This window comes from Mycobacterium sp. (assembly GCF_039583785.1).
Lineage (GTDB): Bacteria > Actinomycetota > Actinomycetes > Mycobacteriales > Mycobacteriaceae > Mycobacterium.
This window is the reverse complement of record NZ_JAVKSG010000001.1, coordinates 263781-276789: the sequence shown is the minus strand read 5'-3', so window position 1 is coordinate 276789 and position 13009 is coordinate 263781. Positions and strand designations below refer to the sequence as shown.

At 65.9% G+C, this 13009-nt stretch carries 13 protein-coding genes; 11 read left to right on the top strand and 2 right to left on the bottom strand.

Going from position 1 to position 13009, the window contains the following annotated elements; genetic code table 11:
• Positions 1-9 precede the first annotated feature (9 nt).
• Positions 10-1512, bottom strand: coding sequence for a malate dehydrogenase (quinone) (gene mqo, locus ABDV69_RS01410; protein WP_343571547.1), 1503 nt, complete (start codon positions 1510-1512; stop codon positions 10-12).
• A gap of 131 nt (positions 1513-1643) precedes the next feature.
• Between mqo and ABDV69_RS01405 the strand changes: the two genes are divergently transcribed.
• On the top strand, positions 1644-2654 hold the full coding sequence (locus ABDV69_RS01405) for an alpha/beta hydrolase (RefSeq protein ID WP_343571546.1): 1011 nt from the start codon (positions 1644-1646) through the stop codon (positions 2652-2654).
• 11 nt (positions 2655-2665) lie between these two features.
• A complete protein-coding gene (mtr, locus tag ABDV69_RS01400) occupies positions 2666-4048 on the top strand; it encodes a mycothione reductase (RefSeq protein WP_343571545.1) in 1383 nt (460 codons plus the stop codon).
• 33 nt (positions 4049-4081) lie between these two features.
• Here the strand turns inward: mtr and ABDV69_RS01395 are convergent, their stop codons facing one another.
• Positions 4082-4288, bottom strand: coding sequence for a zinc transporter Slc39a7 (locus ABDV69_RS01395; RefSeq protein ID WP_343571544.1), 207 nt, complete (start codon positions 4286-4288; stop codon positions 4082-4084).
• Between the two features lie 181 nt (positions 4289-4469).
• Between ABDV69_RS01395 and ABDV69_RS01390 the strand changes: the two genes are divergently transcribed.
• From ABDV69_RS01390 to ABDV69_RS01350, 9 genes are all read left to right on the top strand, one after another.
• Positions 4470-4805, top strand: a complete 336-nt coding sequence (locus ABDV69_RS01390; RefSeq protein WP_343571543.1) for a hydrogenase maturation nickel metallochaperone HypA — start codon at positions 4470-4472, stop codon at positions 4803-4805.
• Positions 4806-4817: 12 nt separating this feature from the next.
• Positions 4818-5600 carry a hydrogenase nickel incorporation protein HypB gene (hypB, locus tag ABDV69_RS01385; RefSeq protein WP_343571542.1) on the top strand — a complete coding sequence of 261 codons (783 nt, stop codon included), beginning with the start codon at positions 4818-4820 and terminating at the stop codon, positions 5598-5600.
• 321 nt (positions 5601-5921) lie between these two features.
• On the top strand, positions 5922-6977 hold the full coding sequence (locus tag ABDV69_RS01380; protein WP_343571541.1) for a hydrogenase expression protein HypE: 1056 nt from the start codon (positions 5922-5924) through the stop codon (positions 6975-6977).
• A gap of 37 nt (positions 6978-7014) precedes the next feature.
• Positions 7015-8814: a nickel-dependent hydrogenase large subunit gene (locus tag ABDV69_RS01375; protein WP_343571540.1), complete on the top strand. Its 1800-nt coding sequence runs from the start codon at positions 7015-7017 to the stop codon at positions 8812-8814.
• Between the two features lie 3 nt (positions 8815-8817).
• On the top strand, positions 8818-9744 hold the full coding sequence (locus tag ABDV69_RS01370) for a NifU family protein (RefSeq protein WP_343571539.1): 927 nt from the start codon (positions 8818-8820) through the stop codon (positions 9742-9744).
• A gap of 34 nt (positions 9745-9778) precedes the next feature.
• Positions 9779-10405 carry a DUF5947 family protein gene (locus ABDV69_RS01365; RefSeq protein ID WP_343571538.1) on the top strand — a complete coding sequence of 209 codons (627 nt, stop codon included), beginning with the start codon at positions 9779-9781 and terminating at the stop codon, positions 10403-10405.
• Positions 10402-11043 carry a DUF6084 family protein gene (locus tag ABDV69_RS01360; RefSeq protein WP_343571537.1) on the top strand — a complete coding sequence of 214 codons (642 nt, stop codon included), beginning with the start codon at positions 10402-10404 and terminating at the stop codon, positions 11041-11043. The genes ABDV69_RS01365 and ABDV69_RS01360 overlap by 4 nt, the downstream gene beginning before the upstream one ends.
• Positions 11040-12383, top strand: coding sequence for a hypothetical protein (locus ABDV69_RS01355; RefSeq protein ID WP_343571536.1), 1344 nt, complete (start codon positions 11040-11042; stop codon positions 12381-12383). The genes ABDV69_RS01360 and ABDV69_RS01355 overlap by 4 nt, the downstream gene beginning before the upstream one ends.
• A 123-nt stretch (positions 12384-12506) precedes the next feature.
• On the top strand, positions 12507-13007 hold the full coding sequence (locus ABDV69_RS01350; RefSeq protein WP_343571592.1) for a hydrogenase maturation protease: 501 nt from the start codon (positions 12507-12509) through the stop codon (positions 13005-13007).
• The last annotated feature ends 2 nt before the right edge of the window (positions 13008-13009 follow it).

The following is a 13009-nucleotide window of genomic DNA, read 5'->3' as shown; positions in this document are numbered from 1 at the left end:
AAGCCGCGCTCATGGCTCGAGCCCCAACGCCTTGGCGGTCCACGACCGCACCTCCTCGTACAGCGCGGGCTCGCTGGACAGGGACGCACCCAACGACGGCACCATCTCCTCGAGCATCGGACGCCACGCCGGATACCGGTCGGGGAAACAGCGCTGAAGCACGTCGAGCATTGCCGACACCGCGGTCGAGGCGCCCGGCGACGCGCCGAGTAGTCCGGCGATGCTGCCGTCGGCCGCGGCAAGCACGGTGGTGTCGAATTCGAGCCGGCCCCCGCGGCGTGTGTCGGGCCGCAGCACCTGGACCCGCTGCCCGGAAATAATCAGGTCCCAATCGGAATCCATTGCACTGGGCGCGAATTCGCGCAACGCGTCGACGCGCTTTGACGTCGACCTGCCCAGCTGGCCGATCAAGTGGCGCAGCAGTTCCCGCTGGCCGAGGCCTGCCCCCGCGAGCGTGGCGACATTGCCGGGCCGGACAGATCGCGGCAGGTCGCTGACGTGTCCGTGCTTCAGGAATTTCGGCGACCATCCGGCGAACGGCCCGAACATCAGCCATGGTGTGCCGTTGACGATCCGGGTGTCCAGGTGTGCTGCCGTCATCCCGGGCACCCCCGACTCGGGCAGACCGTAGACCTTGGCCCGGTGCACACCGGTGATCTCCGGATTGCCGCTGCGTAGGAATCTGCCGCCGACCGGGAATCCGCCGAAACCCTTGGCTTCCTCGATGCCGGACTTCTGCAACAGCGGCAGGGCCTGTCCCCCGGCGCCCACGAAAACGAATGCAGCGTCCAGCTTCTGGTTTTCACCGGTGCGGCGATTGCGGACGGTCAGCGTCCAGCCGCCGGCATGCCGGCGGGACAGGTTGCGCACCTCATGGCCGAACCACGCGGCGGTGCCGTTGCGCACGCCGTAGCCGATCAGTTGGCGTGCCAGTGCGCCGAAGTCGACGTCGGTCCCCTCGGCGGCCCACGTGAACGCAATGGGCGCCGAAGGCCTCGAGAAGTCGCTACCGGCAGCCATATACGGTAGCCGACGAGTGAATTCGTCAGCGCCCTCGAATAATTCGTTCCTGGCGAACAGCGGATTGTCGGCCAGTGCCCGCTGGCGACGGCGCAGATAGTCGACACGCCCGGCGCCTCGGACGAAGCTGACGTGCGGAACGGAATTGAGAAAGCCACGGACATCAGGGATCATCCCGTTCTCGGCCGCATACGCCCAGAACTGGCGGGTGAGGTGAAATTGCTCGTTGACCCGCGCCGCTTTGGTGATGTCGATCGAACCGTCCGGCCGCTGCGGGGTGTAGAACAGCTCGCACAACCCGGCATGCCCGGTGCCGGCGTTGTGCCACGGGTCGCTGCTCTCGGCTGCGGCGCCGTCGAGCCGTTCGACGATCGCGATCGCCCAGTCCGGTTCCAGCCGGCGCAACAGAGCAGACAGTGTCGCGCTCATGATCCCGGCCCCGACCAGCACGGCGTCGAACTTGCGGGTTGTCGCTGACTGCGGACCTGGCACCGAGACGGTCATCCTTAGCGCTGGAGGAGCTGCGTGTGACGTCAGGTTATCCGGAGTCGAGCGGACCCGCTGCCCTGCGACCGTGGTGTCACCGATCCCCACGCCCGCAGCCACGCTTTAAGCTGGCGTGCGTGACTGGCTGGCAGCCCGACGTCCTACCCGGCTACTGGCAACTCACCATCCCGCTGGGTGACGACCCCGACGGCGAGGGCGCGATCGACGCGACGCTGCTGCGTCGTGGCGACGCGGCGCCGGCCGCCCATGCGGTCTTGGCGGTGCACGGGTACACCGACTACTTCTTCCACACCGCGCTGGCCGATCACTTCGCCGGCCGGGGCATCGCCTTCTACGCACTGGATCTGCGCAAGTGCGGGCGCTCGTCGCGTCCGGACTTGACGCCGCACTTCACTACCGACCTGGCGCGCTACGACCGTGAGCTCGATCGCGCGCTGGAAATCATTGACCGGGAAACGAGATCGGCACCGGTGTTGGTGTACGGGCATTCCGCCGGCGGACTGATCGTCTCGCTGTGGCTGGACCGGACCCGGCGCGACGGCGCGACCGCCCGGAAACGGGTGGCCGGGCTCGTGCTCAACAGCCCGTTCCTCGACCTGCCCGGCCCGATGCCGCTGCGCTGGCCGCCCACCAGGGCGCTGATCGCCGCGATCGCGCGCTTCGGCGACAAGCGGGTTGCCCGCGCTCCAAGCGAAACCGGCGGGGGCTACGGCGCCAGCCTGCATCGCGACTACCACGGGGAGTTCGACTACAACCTGCAGTGGAAACCGTTGGGCGGCTTCCCGATTACGTTCGGCTGGCTCTCCGCGGTACGGAGCGGGCAGCTCAAGCTGCACCACGGACTCGACGTGGGCGTACCCAACCTGATCCTGCGCTCCGACCACAGCGTGATCGAGGGATCCGACGCGGTCGCCCTGCAGTGCGGCGACGCCGTCCTCGACGTCAAGCACATCGCACGCTGGGCCGGTTGTATCGGCAACCTGAGTACGATCGTGCCGATCATCGACGCCAAACACGATGTGTTCCTGTCGATGCCGCAGCCGCGGCGGGCCGCTTACCAGCGCCTGGACTCCTGGCTGGATGAATACCTGGATGCGGCCGCGGGCGTCGCGTCCCACAACGGCTGAAGGGCTACTGGATGGAAAGCTACGATCTGGCGATCATCGGAACCGGTTCCGGCAACAGCATTCTCGACGACCGCTACGCCACGAAGCGGGTGGCGATCTGCGAGCAGGGAACCTTCGGTGGGACGTGTCTCAACGTCGGGTGCATCCCCACCAAGATGTTCGTCTACGCGGCCGAGGTCGCCGAAACTATCCGTAACTCCGCGCGTTACGGCATCGACGCGCACATCGACCGGGTCCGATGGGACGACATCGTCTCCCGGGTCTTCGGCCGCATCGACCCCATCGCGATCGGCGGCGAAGGCTACCGGCGCGCGCAACCCAACGTCGATGTCTACGGCACCCACACCCGCTTCTCCGGCGTGCAGGACGACGGCCGCTACCTCCTGCAGACCGACGACGGCGCCGAGTTCACCACCGAGCAGGTGGTGATCGCCGCGGGTGCACGAGCCGAAGTCCCGCCGGCCATCCTCGACTGCGGGGTGCCCTTTTACACCAGTGACGACATCATGCGGATTCCGGAACTACCGAAACATCTGGCGATCATCGGCGGTGGTTTCGTGGCATGCGAATTCGCGCACATCTTCGCCGCGCTCGGAGTCCGCATCTCGATGGTGATCCGCGGCGGCTCACTGCTGCGGCATCTCGACGACACTTTGTCGCAGCGGTTCACCGAGGTCGCGTCGAGCAAATGGGAGGTCCGCAGCCACCGCAACATCCTCGGCTCGCAGCAAAGCCGTTCCGGCATCGTGCTCGAACTCGACGACGGTTCCGAACTCCAGGCCGACGCGGTGCTGGTGGCCACCGGACGACGTTCCAACGGCGACCGGCTGAATGCCGACAAGGTCGGCATCAAGCTCGACGATCGCCGCGTCATCGTCGACGAATATCAACGGACCTCGGCACGCAACGTTTTCGCGCTCGGCGATGTGTCGTCGCCGTACGAACTCAAGCACGTCGCCAACCACGAGGCGCGCGTCGTCCAACGCAACCTACTGTGCGACTGGGACGACACCGCATCGATGACCGCCACCGATCACCGGTACGTCCCCGCCGCGGTGTTCACCGATCCGCAGATCGCCTACGTCGGGATGACCGAGAACGAAGCCGTAGCACAGGGTTTCGACGTCTCCTGCAAGATTCAGGACTACGCGGACGTCGCCTACGGCTGGGCCGCCGAAGACACCGTCGGCATCGTGAAACTCATCTCGGACGCCACGACCGGGCGGCTGCTCGGTGCGCACATCATGGGCCACCAGGCCTCCTCGATCATCCAGCCGTTGATTCAGGCGATGACCTTCGGTCTGAGCGTGCACGATATGGCGCGCGGTCAATACTGGATCCACCCGGCGCTGCCCGAGGTCGTGGAGAACGCGTTGCTGGGACTTCTCGACTGATCTGGCAGTCGGCACAGCCGAGCCCGTCCGCGCTCAGCTGTGGGTGTGACGGTGATCGTCCGGCAGGTCGTCCTGGTGCGTGTGCGGGTGGGTGTGCTCGGCTCCTTCGCCGTGCGAGTGCGGGTGTTCGTGCTCGAGATGGTCATGGTCGTGGCTGGTGTGCGGATGCGAGTGAGCGAGCTCGTCGTGTTGGTGTTCGTGGGTGTGCGCTGTGTCGTGGCCGTGCTGATCGTGTGTCACTGTCGACTCCTTGCCGTGCGAGTTACCGATGAGGTCCATTGTGCTCTCCGGCGATGGGTGCTCTCCGCGATGGCCCGACATGGACGAGTTTGCGCCTGTTGTCCGTCGCGCCGGGGGTGTAGAACAGTGCTCATGGGCCTCCGCGCCTCGAGGGCTGCGCACCTGCGGGTGGTGATGGCTTGTGCATGAGATGTCGCTGTGTCAGGCAATCGCCGACATCGTGCGCCCATATGCCACCGGAAAGCATGTGGACGTCGTCCGTGTCAGGATCGGCGCGCTCCGCCAGGCAGTCCCCGACTCGTTGTCGTTCTGCTGGACGCTCTTGCGAGACTACGAGGACATGCCCGATGCAGAGTTGGAATTCGAGTTCGTCAACGCCGAGGTGAACTGCCGCTCCTGCGGCCGTCATTCGACGATCGACTCACAGTGGTCACTGTCATGCCCGGAGTGCGAGAGCGCCGACGTCGAGGTGCTGCGCGGCAACGAATTCTTGGTGACGTCGTTAGATGTCTCGTGAAAGGTGTTGAAGATGGGTAGATTTCATCGACACGACGACGGAACCGGCCACACCCACGAACACGGTGACCACCCGCACGACCATGCCCACGAGCACGGCGATCACAGCGGCTATACCACCGGCAGCCAGCGGGTCGAGGTGCTGGAGGCGATATTCGCCGAGAACGACACCCGCGCCGGCATCAATCGAACGCTGTTTGCCGACCACCATGTTCGCGCGCTCAATCTGATGAGCTCTCCGGGCTCAGGAAAGACGACGGTGCTGCAGGCCACCCTCGACGAGTTCGCCGGCGAAGTCGCCGTCGGCGTGATCGAGGGTGACATCGCCACCGACCTTGACGCCGCCAAGCTCGGCGGCCGTGGCGCCCAGATTTCGTTGCTGAACACCGGCAACGGGTTCGGCGGCGAATGTCACCTCGACGCACCCATGGTCCATCGCGCGTTACAGCGACTGGACCTGGCCCGCCTTGACCTGGTAGTGATCGAGAACGTCGGAAATCTGGTGTGCCCCGCCGAATTCGACGTCGGCGAGCACGCGAAAGTGATGGTCTACTCAGTCCCCGAGGGTGATGACAAACCCCTGAAGTACCCGGTGATGTTCCGCGCCGTGGACGTGGTGTTGCTCAACAAGATCGATCTGGTGCCCTATCTGGATGTCGACCTCGACTCCTATGTCGCCGCTGTCCGCACGGTCAATTCATCGGCCACGATTTTGCCGGTGAGTGCGCGCACCGGTGCCGGCATGGCCGCCTGGTTCGACTGGCTGCGACAGTTCATCGGCGGCTCGGCGAACTGACTTCCCGCGGACTTTGCCTCGGGCGAGCGATTCAATGCGTGCGGTAATCGCTTGATTCCCAAGAGATGCGACTGATTCGCAAGACGGTTTGCTCGACGCCAAGTGGCCCGACCTACCCACGTCGATCAGACAACGAGGATATGTCGTCGCTGTCAAAGTCAGGCCGGAGTCCGGAAACCCGGACCTTCCGCTGGATTTGCCAGGACATCGTTGACAAGGCAGTGCCGCGAGAGTAGACCCAGGAAATAGCGCCGCGTAAGCGGGCCGACCGTCGACTCCCGCGGTTCAGGGACCTTAGCGCAGGTCCCGGAAAGCTGCGGTATGCCAACGGAAGCAGCAGTCAAAGCGGAAGAAACCTTGATCCATGTGCTGTGGATCAACGCGGGTCTGAGTTGCGATGGCGATTCGGTGGCGCTGACTGCGGCCACCCAACCCAGTGTCGAGGAGATCGCGCTCGGCGCGCTCCCCGGACTGCCCAAGGTCGCCGTGCACTGGCCACTGATCGACTTCGAGTGCGGCCCCACCGGCGGTGCGGACGATTTCCTCGAATGGTTCTTCAAAGCCGACCGCGGTGAGCTCGAGCCGTTCGTGCTCGTCGTGGAGGGTTCGATACCCAATGAAGCGATCAAAGACGAGGGCTACTGGTGCGGGTTCGGCAACAACCCGGCCACCGGTCAGCCGATGACCACCAGTGAGTGGCTGGACCGACTCACTCCGAAGGCGACCGCGGTGGTCGCGGTGGGGACCTGCGCCACCTACGGCGGCATCCATGCGATGTCGGGGAATCCGACCGGCGCGATGGGCGTTCCCGACTATCTGGGCTGGGAGTGGAAGAGCAAGGCCGGAATTCCGATCGTGTGCGTTCCGGGCTGCCCGATCCAGCCGGACAATCTCTCGGAAACGCTGACCTATCTGCTTTACATGGCGACCGGGCAGGCGCCGATGATTCCGCTCGACGACGCGCTGCGGCCCAAGTGGCTGTTCGGCAACACCGTGCACGAGGGCTGTGACCGGGCTGGCTACTACGAGCAGGGCGATTTCGCCACCGAGTACGGCTCGCCGAAATGCATTGTGAAACTTGGCTGTTGGGGGCCAGTGGTGAAATGCAATGTACCCAAGCGAGGCTGGATCAACGGCATCGGCGGCTGCCCGAACGTCGGCGGCATCTGCATCGGATGCACGATGCCGGGGTTCCCGGACAAGTTCATGCCGTTCATGGACGAGCCGCCGGGCGGCAAGGTATCCACCACCGCATCGGGCCTCTACGGCTCGGTGATCCGCAATCTGCGCGGCATCACCAACCGCACTCTCGACAAGGAACCGCGTTGGCGGCACAAGGGCGACAAACTCACCACCGGCGCACACCGCACCTGGTAGCGCGGTCGCGACTTCAGAAGATAGGGAGCCAAGTTCGATGACAACGATCATCCCCGAGCCGTCCCACGCGAAGCGCGAGCCCGGCCAGCTAGTCGAAATGGCCTGGGATCCGATCACCCGGATCGTGGGCAGCCTCGGCATCTACACCAAGATCGACTTCGAGAACCGCGAAGTGGTTGAGTGTCACAGCACGTCATCCATTTTCCGCGGCTACTCGCTGTTCATGAAGGGCAAGGATCCGCGCGACGCGCACTTCATCACCAGCCGCATCTGCGGCATCTGCGGTGACAACCACGCCACCTGTTCGTGTTACGCGCAGAACATGGCCTACGGCGTCAAGCCGCCGAACCTGGGTGAGTGGATCGTCAACCTCGGCGAAGCCGCGGAATACATGTTCGACCACAACATCTTCCAGGAAAACCTGGTCGGTGTGGACTTCTGCGAAAAGATGGTCTCCGAGACCAACCCGGGGGTGCTGGCCAAAGCGGAAAACACCGCAGCCCCGCACGCCGGCGAGCACGGATACAAGACCATCGCCGACATCATGCGCTCGCTCAACCCGTTCAGCGGGGAGTTCTACCGCGAGGCGCTTGCGGTCAGCCGTTGGACGCGAGAGATGTTCTGCCTCATGGAGGGTCGCCACGTGCACCCGTCCACGCTGTACCCCGGCGGGGTCGGCACCGTCGCGACCATTCAGCTGATGACCGACTACATGACGCGGCTGATGCGCTACGTCGAATTCATGAAGAAGGTCGTGCCCATGCACGACGACCTGTTCGACTTCTTCTACGAGGCGATGCCCGGCTACGAGAAGGTCGGCCTGCGTCGCACGCTGTTGGGGTGCTGGGGCTCGTTCCAAGACCCCGACGTGTGCAACTTCGCATACAAGGACATGGAGCGGTGGGGTAACGCCATGTTCGTCACCCCGGGCGTGGTGGTCGACGGCAAGCTGGTGACACACTCGCTGGTCGACATCAACCTGGGCATCCGGATCCTTTTGGGCAGTTCGTATTACGACGACTGGAACGAACAGGAGATGTTCGTCAAGACCGACCCGTTGGGCAACCCGGTCGACCGTCGGCACCCGTGGAACCAGCACACCAACCCGCACCCGCAGAAGCGGGACATGGACGGCGGCAACTACAGCTGGGTGATGTCGCCGCGCTGGTTCGACGGCAAGGACCACCTGGCGCTGGACACCGGCGGCGGCCCGCTGGCCCGGCTGTGGTCCACCGCGCTGGCCGGGCTGGTCGACATCGGCTACGTCAAGGCCACCGGTCACTCCGTGCAGATCAACCTGCCCAAGACCGCGCTGAAGGGTCCGGTCGAATTCGAGTGGAAGATCCCGCAGCACGGGTCCAACACCATCGAGCGGGACCGGGCGCGGACGTACTTCCAGGCCTACGCCGCGGCGTGTGCGTTGCATTTCGCGGAGAAGGCGCTGGTTGAAATCCGGGCCGGCCGGACCAAGACCTGGGAGAAATTCGAGGTACCCAAGGAAGGCATCGGCTGCGGCTTCACCGAGGCGGTGCGCGGAGTCTTGAGCCACCACATGGTGATCCGCGACGGCAAGATCGCCAACTATCACCCGTACCCACCCACCCCGTGGAACGCCAACCCACGGGACAGCTACGGCACGCCGGGGCCGTACGAGGACGCGGTGCAGGGCCAGCCGATCTTCGAGGAGAACGACCGGGAGCACTTCAAGGGCATCGACATCATGCGTACGGTGCGCAGCTTCGACCCCTGCCTGCCGTGTGGTGTGCACATGTACCTGGGCAAGGGCAAGACACTGCAGCGGCTGCACTCACCGACCCAAGCGGCGACCGAGGAGTGATAGATGGCTGATCGCCCCGAGCAATTGGAGGGGGACGCGCAGTGGCGCTCGGCGGGCGATCGGATCCAGACGCTGCTGGACGCGACGGCGGCCGGTGGGGTTGCCGCACGTGAACGCGCCGAGCAGCTGGTCCGCGAGGTAGTCGAGCTCTACGGCGCGGGTCTGTCGCGGATCATGGCGGCACTCGGCGATCGGGCGGACCCCGGCACGCTGAATCGCCTGGTCGACGACGACCTGGTGGCCAGCCTGCTGCTGGTGCACGGCCTGCATCCGCACGACCTGCGGCGGCGGGTGTCCGACGCCCTCGACCGGGTCCGGCCCTACCTGGGCTCGCACGGTGGCGACGTGCACTTGCTCGACGTCGCCGGCGACACCGTTCAACTTCAGTTCGCCGGCAGCTGCAAGAGCTGCCCGTCGTCGGCGGTGACCCTGGAGCTGGCGGTCGAGGATGCGATTCGGGCTGCCGCACCGGAGGTTTCGTCAATTGAGCTGGTGACCGCCGACACCGGGCCGGCGGTGATCCCGGCCGACTCACTGCTAGCTCAAGTTCATTCCAGGGCGCAGCCCAATGGCGGAGCCGCCTGGCATCCGGCGCCCGACCTGGCCGATCTGGCCCCCGGCGAAGTCGGCGGCTTCTCGGTTGCCGACGCCGTGGTGCTGGCTTGCCGGGTTGGCGACCAGGTGTACGCCTATCGGGACCACTGCCCGGGCTGCGCCGGATCGCTGGCCGGCGCGGCGCTGCACCGACGGGTCGGAGCCAGCGATCCGGTGCTGCGATGTCCGCGCTGCCACGCGCATTTCGACGTCGTCCACGCCGGAGCGGGGCTCGATGACGGTGCCGAACGTCACCTCGATCCCCTCCCGCTGCTACTGCGCGACGGCGTGCTGTCCATCGCCGTACCGGCCGAGCCGATAGGCGCGTCGGCATGAGCACCGCGCCGGAAGCGATGAGGAGGAGCGGCGCTTGACTTCTCCGTATGACGTGCTGACCCGCATAACCGGGAACCGACGCGCACCCGAGCCGGCCGGGGAGCGCTGTGAAATGTGCTCGGAGGCCATCGCCGACGAGCACCAGCACGTGGTGAATGTGGCTGGGCGCCAACTGATGTGCGTGTGCCGCGGCTGCTATCTACTGTTCACCGACCGCCACGCGCAGCTGCGCTACCGCGCGGTCCCGGACCGATACCTGTCATTCCCGGACTTCGCGCTCGATCGCCGCATCTGGGAGACGTTGCAGATTCCGGTCGGCCTGGCCTTCTTCTTCCGCAATTCGGCGCTGGACCGCACCGTCGCGTTCTACCCGGGACCGGCCGGAGCAACCGAATCCGACCTCGACCTCGAGGCGTGGACCGCGATCCAGTCGGCCGACGCCCGGGTGGGCCTACTGGCCGACGACGTCGAGGCGCTGCTGGTGCGAGTGCGCGACGACGAACAACCCGATTGCTATCTGGTCCCGATCGACTCCTGCTACGAGTTCGTCGGCGGATTGCGGAAGTTGTGGCGCGGCTTCGACGGCGGGCAGGAGGCCCGCGAATTCATCGACGTATTCTTCGACCGGCTGGCGGCCCGTAGTACGGAACAACCCCGATGACCGGCGTGGCATTCGCGGTCCTCGACGTGGCCCCCGAGCCCTACGCGGCGGTCCCGGTATTGACCGCGCGCATGAGTGTTTCCGCGCCTGGCGACGAGCCGGTGCAGGCGATCGCGCTGCGCTGCCAGGTCCGCATCGAACCACTGCGACGCGGCTATTCCGACGAGGAAGCGGTGGGGCTGACCGATTTGTTCGGACCGCGGGAACGCTGGGCCACCACCCAGCGCACCTTCCTGTGGCAGCACTGCACGGCGATGGTGCCGGCGTTCACCGGCCGCACTGAGATCGGGCTCGCCCTGGAGTGCACCTACGATTTCGAGGTCGCCGCCGCCAAGTACCTGCACGCGCTGCGCGACGGGGGCGTGCCACTGCAATTCCTGTTCAGCGGAACCGTATTCATGGCCGGCCAGCGCGGCTTTTCCGTTGCGCAGGTGTCGTGGGACTGCGAGGACCACTACGACATGCCGGTGGCGGCGTGGCGGGACCTCATCTCGCTGCACTACCCGAACACCGGATGGGTGCGGCTGACTCACGACACGGTCGCGGCGTTAACCGCCTACAAGTCCGAGCGCGCGCTGTTGAGCATCGAAGATGCGGTCACGACGCTGCTCGGCGCGGCGCACCAGGAGGTCCGATGACCGCAGACTGGGACCGTGCCCGCGCCGTCGCCGACGCCGTGTTGTACGAGGGTTACCTGCTCTACCCGTACCGCGCGACGTCGAGCAGGAACCGGTCACGTTGGCAGTGGGGCGTTTTGGGCCCGGTGGGCGCTGCCGAGGCCGGAATCGGCGAAGAGCAGGGCATCGCGGCGCAGTTCCTCGTCGACGGAGCCCAGGCAATCACGCTGGTGGTGCGCTTCCTGCAGCTGCAGCATCGCCGCGCCGAACGCGACACCGGCGGCGGCTGTTTCGAACGCGTCGACGAGCTGACCACGCCGACGGGTTCGTGGCTGACCTGGGACGAAGCGATCGAGTGCGAAACATCGTTCGGCCCGTTCGCCTGTGATGATCCGGCCCGGCCGTGGTCACTGTCGCTGACCGCCCCGTCGGCAACCGACATCGAATCGGTAGCGGGTGGCCGACTGGTCCGGACCCGGCGGCAGCTGACCGCCGCGTTGACCGTGAGCATCGAGCCGGACGGCGCGCTGCATCGGGTGTCGGTACGGGTCGCGAACACCGGTGTCCCCGCCACCGACAAGGACGACTCGATTGCCCGTTCCCTGATCGGCACCCACCTCATCGCAGAAGTCGTTGGCGGCGAATTCGTGTCGTTGCTCGAGCCGCCGCCACCCGCCGTCGACGCGGTGTCCCGATGCAGCCAGCACCGCTGTTTCCCGGTGCTGGCCGGCCCGCCCGGCGCCGGCGATCTCCTGCTGGTCTCGCCGATCATCCTCTACGACCACCCCGAGGTCGCCGAACAGAGCGACACCGCGTTGTACGACTGCACCGAGATCGACGAGATCCTGACTCTGCGGGTGATGACGATGACCGACCAGGAGAAGGCGCAGGCCCGGGCTACCGATCCACGGGCCGCGCAGATCATCGAGCACTGCGACTCCATGTCGCCCGAAGCCATGGCTCGCCTGCACGGAGCCCTGCGGGAGCCACGGGAGCCTGTCGGCCTGATCCCGGAGGTGCCCGATGGCGTTGATTGGTGGGATCCGCTGGCCGACAACGCAGTACAACCCGGCGTCGACGCGGTCCTGGTGAACGGTATTCCGGTAGCACGGGGCAGTCGAGTGCGTTTGCATCCGGCACGCCGGGCCGACGCGCAAGACCTGTTCTTCGCCGGCAAAGCGGCGCGCGTCACGTCGGTGCACGAGGACGTCGACGGCAATCAACACGTCGGTGTCGTCGTCGAGGACGATCCGGCGGCCGACTTACACGAGTGGTACGGCCGCTACCTGTATTTCTCTCCCGACGAAGTTGAACCGCTCGAAAACAGCCCAACAGAAAGGAATTCGACATGGATATCGTAGGGTGGGTGTTCATCGGTCTCTTGGTGACGGTCGCGCTGATCGGAGTCGTGATAGGGCTGATATCCATCCCGGACGCCCGGCGTTACCTCAAGATCCGGCACATGTAGGGCCCCGGACAATCCGATTCCAGTGCGCATCCTGGTAGCCGGCATCGGCAACATCTTCCTCGGCGACGACGGGTTCGGCTCCGAGGTAGTTCGGCGCGTTCCGGTCCGACCGGACGATGCGGGAGTGCGGGTCGTCGACTACGGCATCGGTGGCATGCACCTGGCCTACGACCTGCTTGACGACTGGGACGCGCTGGTCCTCGTCGACGCGGTACCCAATCGCGGTAGCCCGGGTGCGCTGCACATTTTCCAGGCCGACCATGAATCGCATTCGGCCACCGCCGCTCTCGACGCCCACAGCATGGATCCCGCGGCGGTGTTCGACAGCCTGAAAGCACTCGGGGGCAAACCCCCTGACACGGTCGTCATCGGTTGCGAAGTCGGCAGCGTCGATGAGGACATCGGTCTGACCGAGCCCGTCGCGGCTGCGGTGCCCGGGGCCGTCCACGCCGTTGCGGAGGTCGTCGAGGGACTGCTGTCCCGTTCGCCGGCGGCGTCGGCGGAGAGGCAAGGCTGAGC